General features: G+C 40.8%; 20 protein-coding genes. 6 read left to right on the forward strand and 14 right to left on the reverse strand.

Annotated elements, in window-relative coordinates; translation table 11 throughout:
- Nucleotides 1–81: 81 nt before the first annotated feature.
- The 5 genes from rocS to glmU form a co-directional block, all read right to left on the reverse strand.
- Nucleotides 82–576 (reverse strand): chromosome segregation protein RocS, encoded by a 495-nt coding sequence (gene rocS, locus M9H69_RS05805; RefSeq protein WP_000021247.1) that lies wholly within the window; start codon nt 574–576, stop codon nt 82–84.
- Between the two features lie 76 nt (nt 577–652).
- Nucleotides 653–1,345 (reverse strand): 5'-methylthioadenosine/adenosylhomocysteine nucleosidase, encoded by a 693-nt coding sequence (locus M9H69_RS05810; protein WP_250315049.1) that lies wholly within the window; start codon nt 1,343–1,345, stop codon nt 653–655.
- A gap of 15 nt (nt 1,346–1,360) precedes the next feature.
- Entirely contained in the window at nt 1,361–1,672 is a 312-nt protein-coding gene (macP, locus tag M9H69_RS05815; RefSeq protein ID WP_000517873.1) for a cell wall synthase accessory phosphoprotein MacP, read from the reverse strand.
- A gap of 11 nt (nt 1,673–1,683) precedes the next feature.
- Nucleotides 1,684–2,229, reverse strand: coding sequence for an NUDIX hydrolase (locus tag M9H69_RS05820; RefSeq protein ID WP_250315050.1), 546 nt, complete (start codon nt 2,227–2,229; stop codon nt 1,684–1,686).
- A 9-nt stretch (nt 2,230–2,238) separates the two neighbouring features.
- Nucleotides 2,239–3,618, reverse strand: a complete 1,380-nt coding sequence (gene glmU, locus M9H69_RS05825) for a bifunctional UDP-N-acetylglucosamine diphosphorylase/glucosamine-1-phosphate N-acetyltransferase GlmU (protein WP_250315051.1) — start codon at nt 3,616–3,618, stop codon at nt 2,239–2,241.
- Nucleotides 3,619–3,773: 155 nt separating this feature from the next.
- On the opposite strand from glmU, the gene M9H69_RS05830 reads away from it, so the two are divergent.
- The 5 genes from M9H69_RS05830 to lysS all read left to right on the forward strand — a co-directional run bounded on the left by M9H69_RS05830 (nt 3,774) and on the right by lysS (nt 8,256).
- Nucleotides 3,774–4,574 (forward strand): glycoside hydrolase family 25 protein, encoded by an 801-nt coding sequence (locus M9H69_RS05830; RefSeq protein ID WP_250315052.1) that lies wholly within the window; start codon nt 3,774–3,776, stop codon nt 4,572–4,574.
- Nucleotides 4,575–4,680: 106 nt separating this feature from the next.
- Nucleotides 4,681–5,523: a DUF368 domain-containing protein gene (locus M9H69_RS05835; protein WP_250315053.1), complete on the forward strand. Its 843-nt coding sequence runs from the start codon at nt 4,681–4,683 to the stop codon at nt 5,521–5,523.
- Nucleotides 5,523–6,005 (forward strand): aminoacyl-tRNA deacylase, encoded by a 483-nt coding sequence (locus tag M9H69_RS05840; protein ID WP_250315054.1) that lies wholly within the window; start codon nt 5,523–5,525, stop codon nt 6,003–6,005. Before M9H69_RS05835 ends, M9H69_RS05840 begins: the two co-directional genes overlap by 1 nt.
- Nucleotides 6,005–6,628: a histidine phosphatase family protein gene (locus M9H69_RS05845; protein ID WP_250315055.1), complete on the forward strand. Its 624-nt coding sequence runs from the start codon at nt 6,005–6,007 to the stop codon at nt 6,626–6,628. Before M9H69_RS05840 ends, M9H69_RS05845 begins: the two co-directional genes overlap by 1 nt.
- Nucleotides 6,629–6,765: 137 nt before the next feature.
- The gene (gene lysS, locus M9H69_RS05850) at nt 6,766–8,256 is read left to right on the forward strand and encodes a lysine--tRNA ligase (protein ID WP_000102434.1); all 1,491 of its coding nucleotides are present in this window, start codon (nt 6,766–6,768) and stop codon (nt 8,254–8,256) included.
- Between the two features lie 74 nt (nt 8,257–8,330).
- Here the strand turns inward: lysS and M9H69_RS05855 are convergent, their stop codons facing one another.
- The 5 genes from M9H69_RS05855 to M9H69_RS05875 all read right to left on the reverse strand — a co-directional run bounded on the left by M9H69_RS05855 (nt 8,331) and on the right by M9H69_RS05875 (nt 12,983).
- Nucleotides 8,331–9,170, reverse strand: coding sequence for an amino acid ABC transporter substrate-binding protein (locus M9H69_RS05855; RefSeq protein WP_250315056.1), 840 nt, complete (start codon nt 9,168–9,170; stop codon nt 8,331–8,333).
- Between the two features lie 9 nt (nt 9,171–9,179).
- On the reverse strand, nt 9,180–9,809 hold the full coding sequence (locus M9H69_RS05860; protein ID WP_000891743.1) for an amino acid ABC transporter ATP-binding protein: 630 nt from the start codon (nt 9,807–9,809) through the stop codon (nt 9,180–9,182).
- Between the two features lie 10 nt (nt 9,810–9,819).
- Nucleotides 9,820–10,461, reverse strand: a complete 642-nt coding sequence (locus M9H69_RS05865) for an amino acid ABC transporter permease (RefSeq protein WP_250315057.1) — start codon at nt 10,459–10,461, stop codon at nt 9,820–9,822.
- 136 nt (nt 10,462–10,597) lie between these two features.
- Nucleotides 10,598–11,827, reverse strand: coding sequence for a tetratricopeptide repeat protein (locus M9H69_RS05870; RefSeq protein ID WP_250315058.1), 1,230 nt, complete (start codon nt 11,825–11,827; stop codon nt 10,598–10,600).
- On the reverse strand, nt 11,817–12,983 hold the full coding sequence (locus M9H69_RS05875) for an AI-2E family transporter (RefSeq protein WP_000400300.1): 1,167 nt from the start codon (nt 12,981–12,983) through the stop codon (nt 11,817–11,819). The genes M9H69_RS05870 and M9H69_RS05875 overlap by 11 nt, the downstream gene beginning before the upstream one ends.
- A 144-nt stretch (nt 12,984–13,127) precedes the next feature.
- Between M9H69_RS05875 and M9H69_RS05880 the strand changes: the two genes are divergently transcribed.
- Nucleotides 13,128–14,141 (forward strand): lactonase family protein, encoded by a 1,014-nt coding sequence (locus M9H69_RS05880; protein ID WP_250315059.1) that lies wholly within the window; start codon nt 13,128–13,130, stop codon nt 14,139–14,141.
- Between the two features lie 43 nt (nt 14,142–14,184).
- Here M9H69_RS05880 and M9H69_RS05885 read toward each other — a convergent pair whose 3' ends face one another.
- From M9H69_RS05885 to atpA, 4 genes are all read right to left on the reverse strand, one after another.
- A complete protein-coding gene (locus M9H69_RS05885) occupies nt 14,185–14,604 on the reverse strand; it encodes a F0F1 ATP synthase subunit epsilon (RefSeq protein WP_000940837.1) in 420 nt (139 codons plus the stop codon).
- A 10-nt stretch (nt 14,605–14,614) separates the two neighbouring features.
- The gene (gene atpD / locus M9H69_RS05890; protein WP_000094371.1) at nt 14,615–16,021 is read right to left on the reverse strand and encodes a F0F1 ATP synthase subunit beta; all 1,407 of its coding nucleotides are present in this window, start codon (nt 16,019–16,021) and stop codon (nt 14,615–14,617) included.
- A gap of 85 nt (nt 16,022–16,106) precedes the next feature.
- On the reverse strand, nt 16,107–16,985 hold the full coding sequence (locus M9H69_RS05895) for a F0F1 ATP synthase subunit gamma (protein WP_000301231.1): 879 nt from the start codon (nt 16,983–16,985) through the stop codon (nt 16,107–16,109).
- A gap of 15 nt (nt 16,986–17,000) precedes the next feature.
- Nucleotides 17,001–18,506: a F0F1 ATP synthase subunit alpha gene (atpA, locus tag M9H69_RS05900; RefSeq protein ID WP_000996624.1), complete on the reverse strand. Its 1,506-nt coding sequence runs from the start codon at nt 18,504–18,506 to the stop codon at nt 17,001–17,003.
- Nucleotides 18,507–18,515: the final 9 nt, after the last annotated feature.

The following is an 18,515-nucleotide window of genomic DNA, read 5'->3' on the forward strand; positions in this document are numbered from 1 at the left end:
ATTTTACCTCAATTTCAACTCGATTTAAACTATAAATAATAAAAGAAGCTATCAGGTTAGTGAATAACCCAAACAGCTTCTTTATTTTCCTCCAAATAGGCGAGCAAAAAAGCCTTTTTTGGTTGCTTGGACTTCTTCTTTTGCTTGGTCCAACTCTAGTTTCAAACTTTCTTGATCCTTCATAGCTTGAAGAGTTAATTGTTGCTGTTGGTCCAATTGTTTGTCCTTTTCAGCAATCTGGCGGTCTTTGATGCGCATCTGTTCATCTTTTTCTGCTAACTGCTGGTCTTTAGCCTTGAGCTGCTCATATAAACGAAGAATTTCAGCATTCTTCTCATCGACCAAGATTTCCATCAGTTCGCGTTGTTTGACATCATCACTGACTGGTTCATCTTCAAAAATCGTTTTTTTGTAGATTTCTTCTAGCTTAATCAAGCCACTTCGAGTAACTACAGTTACACCTTTGTCATTTTTTTTCGTGTCCTCTTCAGGAAGTTCTTTGACACGATTGTTGATTGCTTGACGAGAAAGTCCTAAGACCTCTGCAATCTCACTGACGGTCATTTCAATACTCATAATATCCTCTGAAACGTTTTCTAGCTTTTCTTTACTTAAATCTTATCATAAGCTAGATAAACTGTCAAATTTCCGCTTAATCCATAGCCTTTAAAAAGGCCAGTAAAACTTGGGCAGAACGACGTCCAGCTTCGATAATAAACTCATCAAATGAGATAGAGGCCTCGTGATTGGCATTGTCGCTCATGGCACGAATGACTAAGAAAGGTAGGCCAAGAGCCTGAGCTGCCTGTGCAATCGCTGCCCCTTCCATTTCAACTGCTAAAACATCTGGAAAGTGAGATTTGATACTAGCAATCCTATCATCACCAGCTACAAAGCTATCTCCTGTAGCAATCAAGCCTAGGTGCCATGTCTGCTCTAATTGAGATAAGTTTTCTTTAATCCTAGCGATGAACTTCTTATCGGATTCAAAGTAAAGAGGTTGACCAGCCATTTGGCCATAAGCATAGCCAAAAGCAGTTACATCCACATCATGGTAAGCCAATTTATCCGCAATCACAACATCTCCAACAGCAATCCCTTTTGCAAGAGCACCTGCTGATCCTGTATTGATAATGGCTTCTACTTGAAAATGGTCAGCTAAAACAGCTACACTCATAGCTGACATGACCTTTCCAATCCCACTCTGAACTAGAACGACTTCAGTATTGCCAACAGAGCCAGTGTAGTAGGTATTTCCCATGACTTGGACTTCTTGAGGTTTATCCAAATTCTGAGTCAAATATACGAGTTCTTCTGGCATGGCAGCAATGATTCCAATTTTCATTTCAAGTCCTTTCAATTACAAGAGTTTCATTGCCAACACTAACAAAATTAAGAGTAGAATGACAGCAAATAAGATGCGATTGAGTTTTGAATTAAAAACATTTCTCTTAGTGTTCTCAATGCGGCGACTCTTATGAATTGTTGGTTCTACTTCGATTGTAAGTGTATCTTGACTAAAACCGTGGTCTCTAGAGCGTGAATAACCAAAATGTTGTGAAGACGTTGGTAGGATCTTTGTTTCCTCATCATCTTGAAGAGGTGGTCCTGAGATTTTCTCACCACGATTGGCACGTTCAATCATTTCGTCTGTTAATAAAGGTTTTCCCATGGGTTTCTCCTCTATTTCTTTTGTAGTTCCCAGTACTGGATCGCCATAATGGTCTTGGCATCACAGATATGACCTGACTGGATCAGGTTCTTGGCTTCCTCTAGGCTTACTTCTAAAACTTCCAAAGTTTCATCATCATCTTGTGGGCGAGGATTTTCCACCTTGACCAAATCACTAGCGAGGTAGAGTTTTAGTTTTTCATTACAAAATCCAATCGCAGAATAGAAATCGTACAAGAGTTCTAACTTACCTGTATAGGCAACCTCCTCCTCCAATTCACGAAGAGCCGCCGACATGGGATCTGCATTTTCACCAATTTCCAGTTTACCAGCAGGAATTTCATAAGAGATAGCTTCAATAGCTTTTCGGTATTGCTTAACAAGGACGATTTTGTCCTCAGCTGTCACAGCTAGAACACATACGCCTCCATTGTGAAAAATCAGATCACGTTGGGCAGTTCCCTTCCCTTCTGGTAGTTCCACCTGATCTTGCACTAGCTTAAAAATAGGACCTTGATAGATTTCCTTCCGTCTAATCGTTTTTTCTTCAAATTCCATGATAGACTCCTACTGATTCTTAGGATGATGAGGCAAACGTAGTGCATATTCATCTTTATTAACTTGACGTCCACGTCCAATCGCAATGGCATCAGCAGGAACATTCTTAGTAATGGTTGAACCAGCCCCAACGAGAGAATTATCCCCAAGTTCTACAGGGGCGATGATGGTTGAATTTGAACCAACAAAGACATTGTTGCCAATCACAGTCTTGTACTTGTTTTTCCCGTCATAGTTTACTGTAATCGTACCTGCACCAAAGTTAACATGGCTACCCACTTCACAGTTTCCGATATAGGTCAAATGACCAGCCTTGGTATTTTCACCGATAGAAGATCCTTTTACTTCAACAAAGTTTCCAATGTGAACTTGGGAAGCTAGGCTTGAGCCTGGACGAATGTGAGCATATGGACCGACTGTCACACCGTCCGCAACCGTACTTTCCTCAATCATGGAATTCGTAATCACAGCTCCAGCTCCGATAGCGCTATCCACGATATAAGTTCCATTTGTTAAAACAGTTTCCGCCCCAATCTTCGTTTGACCTTTCAAGGTAACGTTGGCTTCGATTTGAACTTCAGGTGCAATCTCGACATCAACGTCAATATAAGTTGCTTCTGGATTGACAAAGCTAACACCATTAACCATGTGCTTTTGGTTGATACGGCGGCGCATCACTGCTTCCGCAGTGGCAAGAGCCACACGGTCGTTTACCCCAAGACTTTCATCAAAATCCTTGAGAGTATAGGCGCCAACCTTCTCACCTGCGTTACGGAAAATACCAATCACATCAGTAATATAGTATTCACCTTGGGCATTGTTGGTGTTGATGTTTTTAAGGGCCTCAAAAAGACGTTCATTGTCGAATACATATGTTCCTGTATTGATTTCCTTAATTTGCTTTTCAAAATCTGTGGCATCTTTCTGCTCCACAATGCGAAGAACTTCAGCATTATCGTTACGGACGATACGACCATACCCAAAAGGATCTGCTGCTTCAGCCGTTAAAATAGTCGCCACATTTTTGTGATTGATATGGAAATCCAAGAGATTTTTCAAACTTTCACCTGTGATCAGAGGAGTATCCCCAGCGATAACCAAGGTGTGGCCGATACGATTTTGGAGAATAGGCTCTGCCATCATGACAGCATGCCCAGTTCCTAGTTGTTCTGATTGGGTAACAAAGTCTGTCTGACCAGCCAATACTTGCTCAACTAGCTCCGCCTTGTGTCCCACAACAGTGACTGTTTTTTTAGGTTGAATAGCACCAACACTACGAAAAACATGTTCCAACATCGAAATTCCTGCTACCTTATGAAGTACCTTTGGAAGATCTGATTTCATGCGAGTACCTTTACCCGCTGCTAAGATAATGGCATAATTTGACATACTATTCTCTTTTCTGTAAAAATTCCCTTATATTATACCATAATTTACTTCCTTAGGAGTAAACAAACAGAGAAATAGGGGAAAACATGCTAGTTCATTCATCTTTTCAACGTTTTCTTTGATTTTTTTATCTATTTACGTTAAACTAATTAGATATGAGAAAAGAGATTCATCCAGCTATTATTTTTAGTCTATTCACCATTGTTATAGCTATTTTAATCTTTAATAAACCAGCTTATGAAGACCATTCGGTCAAGTCAAAAAGCAACACTGTCCAAGTTGAAAACCAGGCCTTGCATAATCTTGATAAACCCATTATTGACATTTCTGGTTGGCAAAGACCAGAGGAGATAAACTACGATATTTTATCTCAAAATATTTCTGGAGCTATTGTTCGCGTACACAGTGGTACTCAACACACGGAAGCAAATGATGCAGCCTTTATCAACGGGGTCGATAAATCCTATAAAAATCACATTTCAGAATTTCAAAAGCGCAATGTTCCCGTAGCCGTCTATGCTTATCTAGCTGGTACGAACAAAGAAGAAATGGAAAAAGCGGCTGAAGTTTTCTACAATTCTGCTTCTCCATACAATCCTAGTTATTACTGGCTTGACGTTGAGGAAAAAACAATGGCAGATATGAATGACGGAGTCGAAGCTTTTCGAGCTAAACTTGAATCGCTGGGCGCTAAAAATATCGGGATTTACATTGGTGTTTATTTCATGCAAGAACATAGCATCAATACGAAGAATTTCTCTGCCGTCTGGATTCCTTCTTATGGGACAAACTCAGGCTACCTTGAGTCCACACCCAATACTGATTTAGACTATGACCTCCATCAGTATACTTCCAAAGGAAAAATTGCAGGATTTGAACATCACCTAGACATCAATCTCATTTCTACTGATAAGGAAAAAGAAGAAACCTTCAGAAAGCTATTTTTAAGACCATAAGACAAGTGAAAATAACAAACTTTTTCACTTGTTTTTTCATTTTCTCCCCGTCTATGTTATAATTGATAGCATAGAGAAAGAATTTTATGAAATTGAGGATTTTATTATGTTTTCATGGATTGCACGAGTTATTAAAGGAATCGTCATCGCCTTAGGATTTATCCTACCAGGAATTTCTGGCGGTGTTTTAGCAGCTATTTTGGGAATTTACGAGCGAATGATTGGCTTTCTTGCTCATCCCTTTAAGGATTTTAAAGAGAATGTCCTTTACTTTATCCCAGTAGCTATCGGGATGTTGCTTGGGATTGGTTTGTTTTCCTATCCGATCGAGTATTTGCTAGAAAATTACCAAGTCTATGTTTTGTGGAGCTTTGCTGGAGCTATCATCGGTACAGTTCCTAGCCTCCTTAAAGAATCTACTAGAGAGTCTAATCGTGATAAGATTGACCTAGTTTGGTTCTGGACTACCTTTATCATTTCAGGATTTGGCCTCTACGCTTTAAATTTTGTTGTTGGTTCTCTCAGTGCTAGTTTCGCTAGCTTCATCTTGGCAGGTGTTCTTTTAGCTCTTGGTGTTTTGGTGCCTGGTTTAAGTCCGTCAAATCTACTCTTGATTTTAGGACTGTACGCTCCAATGTTAACTGGCTTTAAGACCTTTGATTTATTTGGTACCTTCCTTCCTATCGGGATGGGTGCAGGAGCAACTCTCATCGTTTTTTCAAAATTAATGGACCATGCCTTGAACAATTACCACTCCCGTGTTTATCACTTTATTATTGGGATTGTGCTATCAAGCACTCTCTTGATTTTGATTCCAAATGCTGGAAGTGCTGAAAGTATCCAATACACTGGACTTTCTATCGTGAGCTATGTTCTCATCGCCTTCTTCTTTGCACTTGGAATTTGGCTTGGTATCTGGATGAGTCAATTGGAGGATAAGTATAAATAATGGCAAAAAAAGTAAAAATTAAAAAAACTCTTGTCGAGCAAATCTTAACCAAAGCAGGAATTGAGCACACAGGGATTCAAATCAATGCGCTTGAGGGTGAACTTTCTTCGGAATATGATCGAACACATATCTTTAAAACCTTGGCTCTGCTGGGGGACAAGACAGGCCCAATTATCGGAATCGTCCCCATAACAGAACACCTCGCTGAAAAAAAATTAGCAAAGGTTTCTGGTAATAAAAAAGTGAGTATGATTCCACAAAAAGACCTAGAAAAAACGACAGGCTATATTCATGGGGCAAATAACCCCGTCGGCATTCGCCAAAAACACAACTATCCTATTTTTATTGATAAAACAGCTTTAGATTTAGACAAAATAATCGTCTCTGCTGGGGAAGTCGGGCATAGTATCATTATTGCTCCACAAGACTTGGCTAGCTTTGTGAAAGCAGATTTTGCAGATATCTTGGAGGAAAACAACTGATGAAACTCTATTTTGTGCGTCACGGCCGAACTATCTGGAATCTTGAAGGACGTTTCCAAGGTGCCGGAGGGGACTCACCTCTTCTTCCTGAGTCTATTGATACCTTAAAGGTGCTCGGTCAATATCTCAGCAATATTCCTTTCGATGAGATTTATTCAAGTGATTTACCAAGGGCGATCAAATCTGCTGAAATTATCCAAAGTCAACTCCAGATACAATGTCCTTTAAAGGCTATTCCTGACCTGCGTGAATGGCATCTCGGAAAACTAGAGGGATTAAAAATTGCAACATTAGAGGCCATCTACCCACAACAAATCAAGGCTTTTCGTACAAACTTAGCTAAGTTTGATACAAGAATGTTTGAAGCGGAATCCCTCTACTCTACAACTCAACGTACCATTCAATTTATCAAATCTCTGAAGGGGAGCCAGGCTGAAAGAGTTCTAATCGTTGGTCATGGTGCGAATCTCACTGCTAGTCTTCGTACCCTTCTCGGTTATAAAGAACCCCTTCTTCGAAAAGATGGAGGTTTAGCAAATGCTAGTCTAACAGTTTTAGAAACAGATGATTTTGAAACCTTCACTCTTGAAAGGTGGAATGACACTTCCTATCAGGGAAAATAATGGAACTTGATCTTAATGGTCAAGTTCTTTTTAGTTTTCAAAGAATATCCGTGAATTTCTCTGCTATTTATGATAAAATGGGAGTATCGCAAAAAAGACTCATCGTATCAAATTTTGAGTAAAATTAGGAGGATTTCATGTCTACAGAACATATGGAAGAACTAAATGACCAGCAGATCGTTCGCCGTGAAAAAATGGCTGCGCTTCGTGAACAAGGAATTGATCCCTTCGGAAAACGTTTTGAACGTACTGCTAACTCTCAAGAACTAAAAGACAAATTTGCAGAACTCGATAAAGAACAATTACATGAATTAAACGAAACTGCTACTATCGCTGGACGTTTAGTTAGTAAACGTGGTAAAGGTAAAGTCGGCTTCGCCCATCTTCAAGACCGAGAAGGTCAAATCCAAATCTACGTTCGTAAAGATGAAGTCGGTGAAGAAAACTACGAAATCTTCAAAAAGGCTGACCTTGGTGACTTCCTTGGTGTCGAAGGTGAAGTGATGCGAACAGATATGGGAGAACTTTCTATCAAGGCAACTCACATTACACACTTGTCTAAAGCACTTCGCCCACTACCAGAGAAATTCCACGGTTTGACTGACGTTGAAACAATTTACCGTAAACGTTACCTTGATTTAATTTCAAATCGCGAAAGTTTTGAACGCTTTGTCACTCGTTCAAAAATCATCTCTGAAATTCGTCGTTATCTAGATGGACATGATTTTCTTGAAGTGGAAACACCTGTACTTCACAACGAGGCCGGTGGTGCTGCTGCCAAACCATTTATTACACACCACAATGCTCAAAATATTGACATGGTGCTTCGGATAGCTCTAGAACTTCATCTCAAACGTCTAATTGTCGGTGGTATGGAACGCGTCTATGAGATTGGCCGTATCTTCCGTAACGAAGGAATGGATGCAACTCATAATCCTGAATTTACTATGATTGAGGTTTACCAAGCCTATGCCGATTTCCATGATATTATGGATTTGACAGAAGGTATTATCCAGCATGCTGCAAAGGCTGTCAAAGGTGATGGTCCAGTCAACTACCAAGGTACTGAAATCAAAATCAATGAACCATTTAAACGTGTTCACATGGTGGATGCTATCAAGGAAATTACTGGTGTAGACTTCTGGCAAGATATGACTTTCGAGGAAGCCAAAGCTATCGCTGCTGAGAAGAAAGTTCCAGTTGAAAAACACTACACTGAAGTTGGTCACATCATCAATGCCTTCTTTGAAGAATTTGTCGAAGAAACCTTGATCCAACCAACCTTCGTTTATGGGCATCCAGTAGCTGTCTCTCCACTTGCTAAGAAAAACCCTGAAGACGAGCGCTTTACTGACCGTTTTGAGCTCTTTATCATGACTAAGGAGTACGGTAATGCCTATTCTGAGTTGAACGACCCAATCGACCAGCTTAGCCGTTTCGAAGCCCAAGCAAAAGCCAAAGAACTTGGTGATGATGAGGCAACAGGTATCGACTACGACTACATCGAAGCTCTTGAATATGGTATGCCACCAACAGGTGGTTTGGGGATTGGTATCGACCGTCTCTGCATGCTACTCACTGATACTACTACTATCCGTGATGTATTGCTCTTCCCAACAATGAAATAAACTCTTATCCTCTGGTACTTGCCAGAGGATTTTGTGATGCAAAAAGAGATTGAGGAAAAACTCAATCTCTTTTCTTATTCTTGATTTTTAACTTGACTGGTGGCTACATCTTCTCCAAACCATTTCTGGCTGATTTCCTGGAATTTTCCTTCTTGGTATAGTGAGATAAAGGCTTGGTTCAAAGCGGCTAACAAAGTTTTATCAGCAGGTCTAACACCCACTGCAAAAGCTTCACTTTCAAATCCAGCTGAAAAGACATTGTAGTCGCTTAATATCCCTTCAGACTGGAGATAATAATTGGCATATACTCGGTCAATCAACAAGGCATCAATCCGATCATTTTTCAAATCAATTAAGGCTTCATTGAAACTTTGGTATTGATTAGCCTTCTGGTCTTTCACTCGGTTCTTGAGTAGTTCGGGTTGTCCTTCAAAATTCAAATAGCCAGAAGATCCAGCCTGGGCCCCTAAAATTTTGTCTGTCATATCCTGAATTGAGTGGATATTTTGAGACTTTTTAGAGACCAAAACTTGTTGATTTTCCATGTAAGGAATAGTAAAGGCAACTTTCTCTTTCCGTTCATCTGTAGCTGTATAGCCATTCCAGATGGCATCAATGGTACCATTTTGTAGTTCGGTTTCTTTCATATCCCAGTCGATGGGTTGAAATTTAATCTGAATCCCTAGCTTTTCAGAGACAGCTTGGGCTAGGTCAATATCAAAGCCCGCATACTGGCCATTCTTTTCCTCAAATCCCATGGGAACAAAGGTATTGTCAAAGCCAATGGTAATGCTACCCTGCTTTTGATATTTAGCCCAGTTATCCTGATTTGGATCACTTACCTTCTGAGTACAAGCCGTCAGGAAGAAGCTAAAGAACAGAGCAAGTACAAGGGTAATTTTCTTTCTCTTCATAGACACCTCCTACTTTGGATCAACCTTAAGGATCTGATCAGCAATATTTTCTGCAAACTGAAGGTCGTGCGTCACAACAATCTGGGTCATCCCACGCTCTTTATTTTGAAGGATAAGTTTTTCTACTTCTAATCGCAACTCTGGATCTAAGGCTGATGTAGGCTCATCATATCCAATAATTTCTGGGTTTATCATCATAGCGCGTGCTAAGGCTACCCGTTGTTTTTGCCCACCTGAAAGTGAGAACGGAAAAGCATCTGCATGCCCTGCTAACCCAAGTTGTTCTAACAAACCACGCGCCTTCTTCTCAGCAACTTCCTTGTCCATACTCATCGTTTTTATGGGCGACAGAGTTAAGTTATCTAGAACTGACAAATGTGGAAAGAGTTGAAAATCTTGGAAAACAAATCCCAGAAGATTGCGCTTTTCTAGTTCGTCTATAGCTAGCGATTCGCCGTTATAGTAGATTTCTCCAGAATCGATAGTTTCCAATCCAGCTAACATACGTAATAAGGTTGTTTTTCCGCCTCCTGATGGACCTACGATTGCGAGGATTTGCTTTTCAGGAATAGATAGGCTGAAGTTGGTTAAGATTTGTTTGCCACCAAAGGCCTTGTTAATGTTTCGTAATTCTAACATAGCAATCCTCCTATCTGTAATAACTGTACTTCTTCTCAAGTTTTTTCGCTACAATGGTTACAAGACCAATCATAATCAAATAAATCGCTCCAGCTAAAAACATAGGCACAAGACTGGCATCTCGATTAGCTGCAGTCCGACTAGCCAAAATCAAATCTGAAATCCCCAAAGCATAGACCAAAGAAGTATCCTTGACCAGACTCATAATTTCATTAAAGACACTCGGTAAGACAATCTTTGTAACCTGAGGGAGGATGATGTAGCGAACTGTATCAAAGGAGCTAAATTTTAACACTTTTGCGGCTTCATACTGCCCTTTTGGAATGGTTTCGATCCCACCACGAAAGATTTCGGCAAAGTAGGCTGCATAGTTCAATACAAAAGCAATCACAGCAGCTGGCAAACGATCTAAACGTATCCCAACACTAGGGAGCACATAGTAAATAAAGATTAATTGCAAGAGCAAGGGAGTGCCTCGCATCACCCAGATATAGAGATTAATCAGATAATGGAGGGGTTTCCAATGGACTTGCAAGGCAAAGGCGATGATAATCCCTAAAGGAATAGAAAAGATTAAGACCAGAGCAAAGACTTGAATTGTCATACTTGCACCGTTTAACAAACTTGGTAATATCTCAAACATATAAGACATACTGCACCTCCTAAAAATAATTGTTCCTATTATAGCATAAATAAACAATTTAGCAAGAGTAATTGTAAAAAAATTCTATTTCTTCCAAAAAAACGTATCTGCCAAATTGACGGATACGTTTTTAGAGAGATAACTTTTAAAGTGTTTCTAAGAGTTCTTGCATCTGAACATCATCTGGAACTAGTTTTAAATAGGCTTCAGCTTGTATCTTGGCCTCTTCAAAATATCCTAATTCACGCAGGAGATAGCTATACTGCTCCAGAAACTCTGGATTGTCCTTGAGGTCAGACGATAGTTCCTGATAGAGCTCATAGGCCTTATCTAAATCCTCGATTTCCTGGTAAGAGCGTGCAATCATCCACTTGGTCAAGAGGTTTTCAGGTTCTTGACTTTGGAGAGCGATGATATCTTCATACCGCTCTTGTTCCATATAAATGGTTGCGAGGCGAAGAAAAATTTCTTCTGTATCCTCTGCATCTTCTTTAGCAGTAAGGAGAAACTGCTCTGCGCTACTTGAATCATGTAACTCATACGAAAACTGAGAAGCAGCTAGCAAGAGACGGGTTTCAAATGGATTTTTCTCCAGTCCTTTTTTAACGATACGAAGGGCCTCTTCCACCTGATGTTCCTTATGCAAGGCTTGACTATAACCATACTCATATCCTTCAAAATCTGGTGAAATGGTATCAATCTGCTTAAAGTAAAGAACAGATTTTTGATACTCTTCTTGGTCAAAGTAAAGACTAGCCAGTTCAAAGGCAGTTTGGTCATCGTATTCTAGTTCTAAGGCTTTTTCTAAGAACTCAGTTGCAGCTTCAAACTTGCCTAACTGGGCATAAGCGTAGCCAATTCGTTGATAGGTTGATACGCCCGTTTGCTCATAGATGGAGCGATTGTCTAATTGAGCATAGCCCTGAATGGCTTCCTGATAATTTCCTAACTCGCTATCCAACTCAGCCAACCCAAAAACTAATAAGGGATCGTCTGAGTAGTTTAGGGCTTCCAGTAACTTTTCACGCGAAACATCTGTCAATCCTTCCAACTGATAGAGGTCTGCCTTCAAGGCCAAGGCCGATACGTACCAGTCACTTTCGGGTGTGATTTCCTCAAGGTAAGCAAAGGCTTCCTCAACATTGCCATCCTCACTAGCAATGCTTGCTAAATTCAGATTCACTTCTGGGAATTCTGTAACGATATCTTGGTAAATTTCTTTTGCTTGAGGATAAAAGCCAATTCCCTCTAGATAGCTTGCTAGTTCGTAAAGAACTTCACTTGAATCTGTTTCGAGGGCTTTGTGATAATACTGATCCGCCTTGGTTAAATCCTGTTCATCCAGAGCCTGGAGCATGCGTTGACTATTGTTCACTCTTGATTTCCTCCCCTTCTTCTTCATACAGACCGCTGACTTTTTTATACCAGTTAAAGATAGCTGAGATAACGACCTTGGCAGAAGCATAGACAGGAATTCCCAGCAAGACTCCCCAAATACCAAACATAGAACCTGAAGTTAGGAGAACAAAGAGGACATTGATCGGATGGATGTTTAGCTGACTACCTAAAATAAGCGGAGAAACGAAGCGACCTTCAATCGTTTGTTCAACAATAAAGACAATAATCACTTTCAAAAGCATCACAGGTCCTGCAATCAAGCCCAAAACCAAAGCAGGCAACATCGCTAGAAAACTACCTAGATAAGGTACTAGATTGAGGATACCAGCCGTAATCCCCAGGGTCACAGCATATCTGAGACCAATAATCTTAAAGAAGATAATAAACATAATTGCCACGATAATAGCAACAGTAACCTGTCCTCTAACGTAGTTTGATAACTGTTTATTGACATCTGACAAAACTTGTCCAACAGGTTCTTTTAACTTGTTTGGGATGAATTTAGTTAGGTAATCTCGCAAGCCTTTCCCATCTCTCAAAAGATAAAAGAGCATGAATGGTACGATAATAACCGCTACAATGACCTGGGAAACGCTACTGATAAAGGCGCTAACCCAGTTAACAGCTTGAGAAGAGATTTTGCTGGCCCACATAGTCGCCTCACTAGAAACATTGGAAAGAACCTGCTCCAACTGTGGTCTAAAATCATCGGGCAAACGTTTGGTTACAAGATCATTGATCACCTTATCAGCATCTTCCAGGTATGTCGGCACATTCTTCGCAAAATTTAAGACTTGACGTTGGAGATTTGGAATTGCGACTGCCAGACCCCAAATGATAAAAAGTCCAATGATGACAAATACAATACTGATGGCAAGTACACGATTGATCTTGTGTTTCTCCATCCAGTCAACAATCGGATTGAGGAGGTAATAAAGTAAACCAGATAAAATAACTGGCAACATGACAACTCCTAGAAAATCCAAAACTGGTAAAAAGATAAAACTAATCTTACTTAGAATGAAAAGGTTCAAGCCCAGTAACAAGGTCACTAAGAATACAGTAATAGCTTTATTATCTAAAAACCACTTGAAGAACCAAGATAGGCTAAAATGTTTCTCTTTATGTTCCATAAATACATCCTTTCTGTCATTCTCTCATTATACCATTTTTAGACTAAAATAACTCTTTTTTAAAGTGCTTACATAGATTAAATGAACACTTCCTGACTGTCATTTTGTGGTATAATAAATTTATCATTATTAAGAGGTATGGACATGAAAGAAACTGTTTATTTTGGAACTTACACTCGTCGCTTATCTAAAGGGATTTACAAAGCTGATTTTAATACAGAAACAGGCCAGCTTGAAAATCTTGAACTCTTTGCTGCTGAACCAAGTCCGACCTACCTTGCCTTTGACCAACAGCAACACTTATACACCGTAGGGAGCCAGGATGGCTTGGGTGGAATCGCTGCTTACAAGACCGACGGCACTTTGTTAAATCATGTGGTGGAAGAAGGCGCTCCTCATTGTTATGTGACAGTAGATGAAAAACGTGGTCTCGTTTATGGGGCCAACTATCATAAAGGTCAAGTTCTAGTTTATAAACGTCAATCGGATGGTAGACTCATCCAAACAGATCTAGATCAGCATAGCGGACAAGGTCCTCATGAAAATCAATCTTCCCCACATGTACACTTTACGGATCTAACACCTGACCAGTATCTCGTCACATGTGATCTAGGAACGGATGAAGTAACGACCTACGATGTTAGCCCAGAAGGAAAACTAAGTAAACTCTACACTTATCACAGCCAAGCTGGAGCAGGTGCTCGCCACATCGTTTTCCATCATCATTATAAGATTGCCTACCTCATCTGTGAACTCAACAGTACCATTGAAGTCTTGATTTACGATGGTGTTGGTGAATTTGAACGCATGCAAGTCATTTCGACTTTGCCAGATGGATATGAGGAATTTAATGCTACTGCTGCCATTCGTCTTTCAAAAGACGGCAAATACCTCTATGCATCCAACCGAGGTCATGATTCCATTGCAGTCTATACAATTCTTGCTGATGGTAGTTTGGAATTATTAGAGATTGTTCCAAGTCATGGTAAAACACCACGTGATTTCGACCTAACTCCTGACCAAGAATTTCTAATTGCAGTTCACCAAGATTCAGATAATGCAACCGTCTTTAAACGTAATCCTAAAACTGGTCGATTAGCTGAGCTTTCTAACGATTTCCGAGTTCCTGAAGCCGTTTGTATCACATTTAAACATTAATGTAAAATAAAAATGAACTTGCTTAAGCAAGTTCATTTTTATTTTATAATTTATTTCCGACATTGATACGGTTAATGGCACGTTGCAAAGCAACCTTAGCTCGCCGTTCTTGGTCAATCAAGTGTTTATCTTGTGCTTCTTCAATCTCACGTTCAGCACGAAGTTTAGCACGTTGGGCACGGCTAATATCGATATCACGAGCACGTTCTGCTGAGTCTGCTACAATAGTAATGATGTCATTGGCAATCTCGATAATTCCTCCGTTCACTGCAATCCAGTTCACATGAGTATCGTCATCGATTCGTTTTACCTTTACTTCATCAACCGCTAAAACCGCAATCATATTTTCATGTCGTGGCAAGATCCCCATCTCACCATCCAGAGTTCGTACCGATACAAAGCTGGCATGGTGATCATAGACGAGGCCATCTGGTGTCACGATCTGGACAGTTAAATGAGCCATAGATCACCTCTTAAAATCCCATTTTCTCAGCCTTAGCAATGACGTCTTCGATTGAACCGACACCACGGAAGGCATCTTCCGGTAGATGGTCATGTTTTCCTTCAAGGATTTCCTTAAAGCCGCGAACTGTTTCCGCTACTGGTACATAAGAACCAGGTTGACCAGTAAATTGTTCGGCAACGTTGAAGTTTTGAGACAAGAAGAACTGGATACGACGGGCACGAGCAACCAAAGTCTTTTCTTCATCAGAGAGTTCATCCATACCAAGGATAGCAATGATATCTTGCAATTCATGGTAACGTTGAAGGACACGTTTGACTTCAGCAGCAACTGCATAGTGCTCCTCACCAACAATCTCAGGTGCCAAGGCACGAGAGCTTGAAGCAAGTGGGTCAACGGCTGGGTAAATCCCCAACTGTACCAACTTACGTTCCAAGTTAGTTGTTGAATCCAAGTGAGCGAAGGCCGTTGCTGGCGCAGGGTCAGTATAGTCATCCGCTGGCACATAGATAGCCTGGATAGAAGTTACAGAACCCTTCTTAGTTGATGTGATACGTTCTTGCAATTGACCCATTTCAGTAGCAAGTGTTGGTTGGTAACCAACGGCTGAAGGCATACGCCCCAAAAGGGCAGATACTTCTGAACCAGCTTGAGTGAAACGGAAAATATTATCAATAAAGAGAAGCACATCTTGGCCTTCTACATCACGGAAATATTCGGCGATTGTCAAGCCAGTAAGGGCAACACGCATACGTGCTCCAGGTGGTTCATTCATCTGACCAAATACCATGGCTGTTTTCTCGATAACGCCTGATTCTTTCATTTCCCAGTAAAGGTCGTTCCCCTCACGAGTACGTTCCCCAACACCGGTAAATACGGAAATACCACCGTGTTCTTGGGCAATATTGTGAATCAATTCTTGAATCAGGACAGTTTTACCAACTCCGGCACCACCGAAGAGTCCAACTTTACCACCTTTTAGGTAAGGGGCAAGAAGGTCGATAACCTTGATCCCTGTTTCCAAGATTTCAGACGAGGTAGACAACTCATCAAAAGTTGGAGCTTTTTTATGAATTGGCTGACGCTCAGCGTCTTCAGCAAAAGGAGCATCCAAGTCAATAGTATCTCCCAAAACATTGAAGACACGTCCTAAAGTTTCTTTACCTACTGGTACAGAGATTGGACGACCTGTGTCCAAAACTTCCATTCCACGAGTCAAACCATCTGTTGATTCCATGGCGATCGTACGAACCATACCATCACCCAACTCCAAGGCTACTTCAAGGACGATTTTTGTTTTTCTTTCGTCATTTTTGTAGACGACAAGTGCATTATTAATCTCAGGAAGTGTTTCCCCTGCTGCAAACAAGACGTCTACAACGGGTCCAATAACCTGAGCAATTTTACCTGAACTCATCTCCTTCTCCTATTCTATATAAGATACTGTCGGTTCCTAGTTCACCTAGGGCCTAAGTTCATTTTGATATGAGGGAGGCAAAGCCTTATTCTAAGGCACTAGCCCCCGCTACAATTTCTGTAATTTCTTGTGTAATCGCCGCCTGTCTGGCACGGTTATACTGGATTGTCAAATCATTGATGACTTTCTTGGCATTATCAGTCGCCGTTTGCATGGCTGTCATACCTGCAGCATTCTCAGCTGTCTTGGCATCGATGATAGCCCCGTATATCATACTTTCTGCAAACTGAGGTAACAACTGCTCTAGAATCTCATCACGACTCGTTTCCAACTCAAAGGTCAAGCTATACTCTTCATCCGCTTCATTTGGATCTAAGTCAACAATCGGCAACATTTGTTCCACACGCATTTGACTTGTGAGAGTATTGACATGATGGTTGTAACAAACATAGAGTTCATCAAAAAGTTCATTTTGATACATTTCAATCGTTTTTGAAATAATTTTACGAACTTCATCAAAACTTGGTTGGTCGGCCAAGCCACGTAGTTCATAGATTGGTTGAATTCCACGAGCCTTAAAGAAATCAGCTCCCATACCACCAATACAGATTATCTCAAAACCTGTACCATCTGGATGGTATTCTTCTTTCAGTTCCATCACAGCTTTAAGGATGGAAGCATTATAACCTCCAACCAAACCACGGTCTGAAGTAATAACGATATAGCCTGTTTTCTTAACTGGGCGACTAATGAGCATCGGATTGGTAGAACCACCAGATCCGTTACCATGCAGAATATCCGTCAAAAGCTTACGAACCTTCTGAGCATAAACTTGAAAGTTACGTGCTGCTTCTTCAGAGCGACCTAACTTGGCAGCCGATACCATTTGCATGGCATTGGTGATTTGACTAGTATTTTTTGTTGAGGCGATTTTTGTTTTAATATCATTTAGAGATACTGCCATTTGACACCTCTATTCTTATTGGAAGCTGGATTGATTGAGAAACTCTGTAATCGCAGCATCCAAGACTGCTTCTTCTGGCAAGTCTTTTGTTTCACGAATAGTTTCCAAAATCTCTGGATGTTGTGCATCAAAGAAATCATGAAACTCTTCCTCAAAACGAACAATGTCATCTACAGGAATCGTATCCAAGAAACCATGTGTCAAAGCATAAAGAATGGTTACTTGTTTCTCAACAGGTAATGGTTTATGAACTGGTTGTTTCAGAACTTCAACGGTACGACGTCCACGATTTAACTTAGCTTGAGTAGCCGCATCCAAATCAGAACCAAACTTAGTGAAGGCTTCCAACTCACGATATGAAGCAAGGTCGATACGAAGTGTACCAGCAACCTTCTTCATAGCTTTGATTTGTGCAGAACCACCTACACGAGATACAGATGAACCCGCATCAATAGCTGGACGAATACCCGCATTGAAGAGACCATCGCCAAGGAAGATTTGACCATCTGTGATTGAAATCACGTTGGTTGCGATATAAGCAGAGATATCTCCTGCTTGTGTCTCGATAAATGGTAGAGCTGTGATTGAACCACCACCAAGTTCATCAGAAACCTTAGCTGAACGCTCAAGCAAACGGCTATGAAGGTAGAAAACATCCCCAGGGAAGGCTTCACGACCTGGTGGACGACGAAGCAAGAGGGAGAGTTCACGATAAGCGACCGCTTGTTTTGAAAGATCATCATAAACGATCAAAACATGCTTCCCTTGGTACATAAACTCTTCTGCCATGGCAACCCCAGCATAAGGAGCTAGGAAGAGCAATGGAGAAGGTTGTGAAGCAGAAGCTGTCACAACGATTGTGTAGTCCAAGGCACCGTACTGACGAAGTGTTTCAACTTGCGTACGAACAGTTGACTCTTTTTGTCCAATCGCTACATAGATACAGATCATATCTTGACCTTTTTGGTTCAAAATAGCATCAATAGCGATGGTTGTTTTCCCTGTCTGACGGTCACCGATAATCAACTCACGTTGACCACGACCAATCGGAACAAGGGCATCAATAGCTTTCAAACCTGTTTGCAATGGTTCTGATACAGACTTACGTTGCATAACACCAGGAGCCGGCGCTTCTACTGGACGAGACTTATCAGTATGGATTTCTCCAAGACCGTCAACTGGACGACCAAGTGGATCCACAACACGTCCAATAAGGCTCTCACCAACAGGAACTTCCATGATTTTACCTGTACGACGAATTGTATCGCCTTCACGAATATCTGTAAAGTCACCTAGGATGATAATCCCAACGTCTGTTGACTCCAAGTTTTGCGCCATCCCATAAGAGCCGTTTTCAAAAATCAACAGCTCTCCACTCATGGCATTTTCAAGGCCGTGAGCACGCGCAATTCCGTCCCCGATATAGGTTACAACACCTGTTTCAGATACATCAAAATTGGGTTTGAAATTTTCAATTTGTTGCTTAATTAAAGCGCTGATTTCTTGTGCGTTAATTGCCAAAAGAACACC

Origin of the sequence: Streptococcus oralis (assembly GCF_023611505.1) — a bacterium.
Classification (GTDB): domain Bacteria; phylum Bacillota; class Bacilli; order Lactobacillales; family Streptococcaceae; genus Streptococcus; species Streptococcus oralis_CT.

Coding starts and splice junctions, on each gene's coding strand:
- M9H69_RS05835 (WP_250315053.1), top strand. CDS start 4,681: ATGTTTTCATGGATTGCACGAGTTATTAAAGGAATCGTCATCGCCTTA.
- M9H69_RS05840 (WP_250315054.1), top strand. CDS start 5,523: ATGGCAAAAAAAGTAAAAATTAAAAAAACTCTTGTCGAGCAAATCTTA.
- glmU (WP_250315051.1), bottom strand. CDS start 3,618: ATGTCAAATTATGCCATTATCTTAGCAGCGGGTAAAGGTACTCGCATG.
- M9H69_RS05810 (WP_250315049.1), bottom strand. CDS start 1,345: ATGAAAATTGGAATCATTGCTGCCATGCCAGAAGAACTCGTATATTTG.
- lysS (WP_000102434.1), top strand. CDS start 6,766: ATGTCTACAGAACATATGGAAGAACTAAATGACCAGCAGATCGTTCGC.
- M9H69_RS05855 (WP_250315056.1), bottom strand. CDS start 9,170: ATGAAGAGAAAGAAAATTACCCTTGTACTTGCTCTGTTCTTTAGCTTC.
- M9H69_RS05895 (WP_000301231.1), bottom strand. CDS start 16,985: ATGGCAGTATCTCTAAATGATATTAAAACAAAAATCGCCTCAACAAAA.
- M9H69_RS05865 (WP_250315057.1), bottom strand. CDS start 10,461: ATGTCTTATATGTTTGAGATATTACCAAGTTTGTTAAACGGTGCAAGT.
- M9H69_RS05820 (WP_250315050.1), bottom strand. CDS start 2,229: ATGGAATTTGAAGAAAAAACGATTAGACGGAAGGAAATCTATCAAGGT.
- M9H69_RS05845 (WP_250315055.1), top strand. CDS start 6,005: ATGAAACTCTATTTTGTGCGTCACGGCCGAACTATCTGGAATCTTGAA.
- M9H69_RS05880 (WP_250315059.1), top strand. CDS start 13,128: ATGAAAGAAACTGTTTATTTTGGAACTTACACTCGTCGCTTATCTAAA.
- macP (WP_000517873.1), bottom strand. CDS start 1,672: ATGGGAAAACCTTTATTAACAGACGAAATGATTGAACGTGCCAATCGT.
- M9H69_RS05830 (WP_250315052.1), top strand. CDS start 3,774: ATGAGAAAAGAGATTCATCCAGCTATTATTTTTAGTCTATTCACCATT.
- atpD (WP_000094371.1), bottom strand. CDS start 16,021: ATGAGTTCAGGTAAAATTGCTCAGGTTATTGGACCCGTTGTAGACGTC.
- rocS (WP_000021247.1), bottom strand. CDS start 576: ATGAGTATTGAAATGACCGTCAGTGAGATTGCAGAGGTCTTAGGACTT.
- M9H69_RS05885 (WP_000940837.1), bottom strand. CDS start 14,604: ATGGCTCATTTAACTGTCCAGATCGTGACACCAGATGGCCTCGTCTAT.
- M9H69_RS05860 (WP_000891743.1), bottom strand. CDS start 9,809: ATGTTAGAATTACGAAACATTAACAAGGCCTTTGGTGGCAAACAAATC.
- M9H69_RS05875 (WP_000400300.1), bottom strand. CDS start 12,983: ATGGAACATAAAGAGAAACATTTTAGCCTATCTTGGTTCTTCAAGTGG.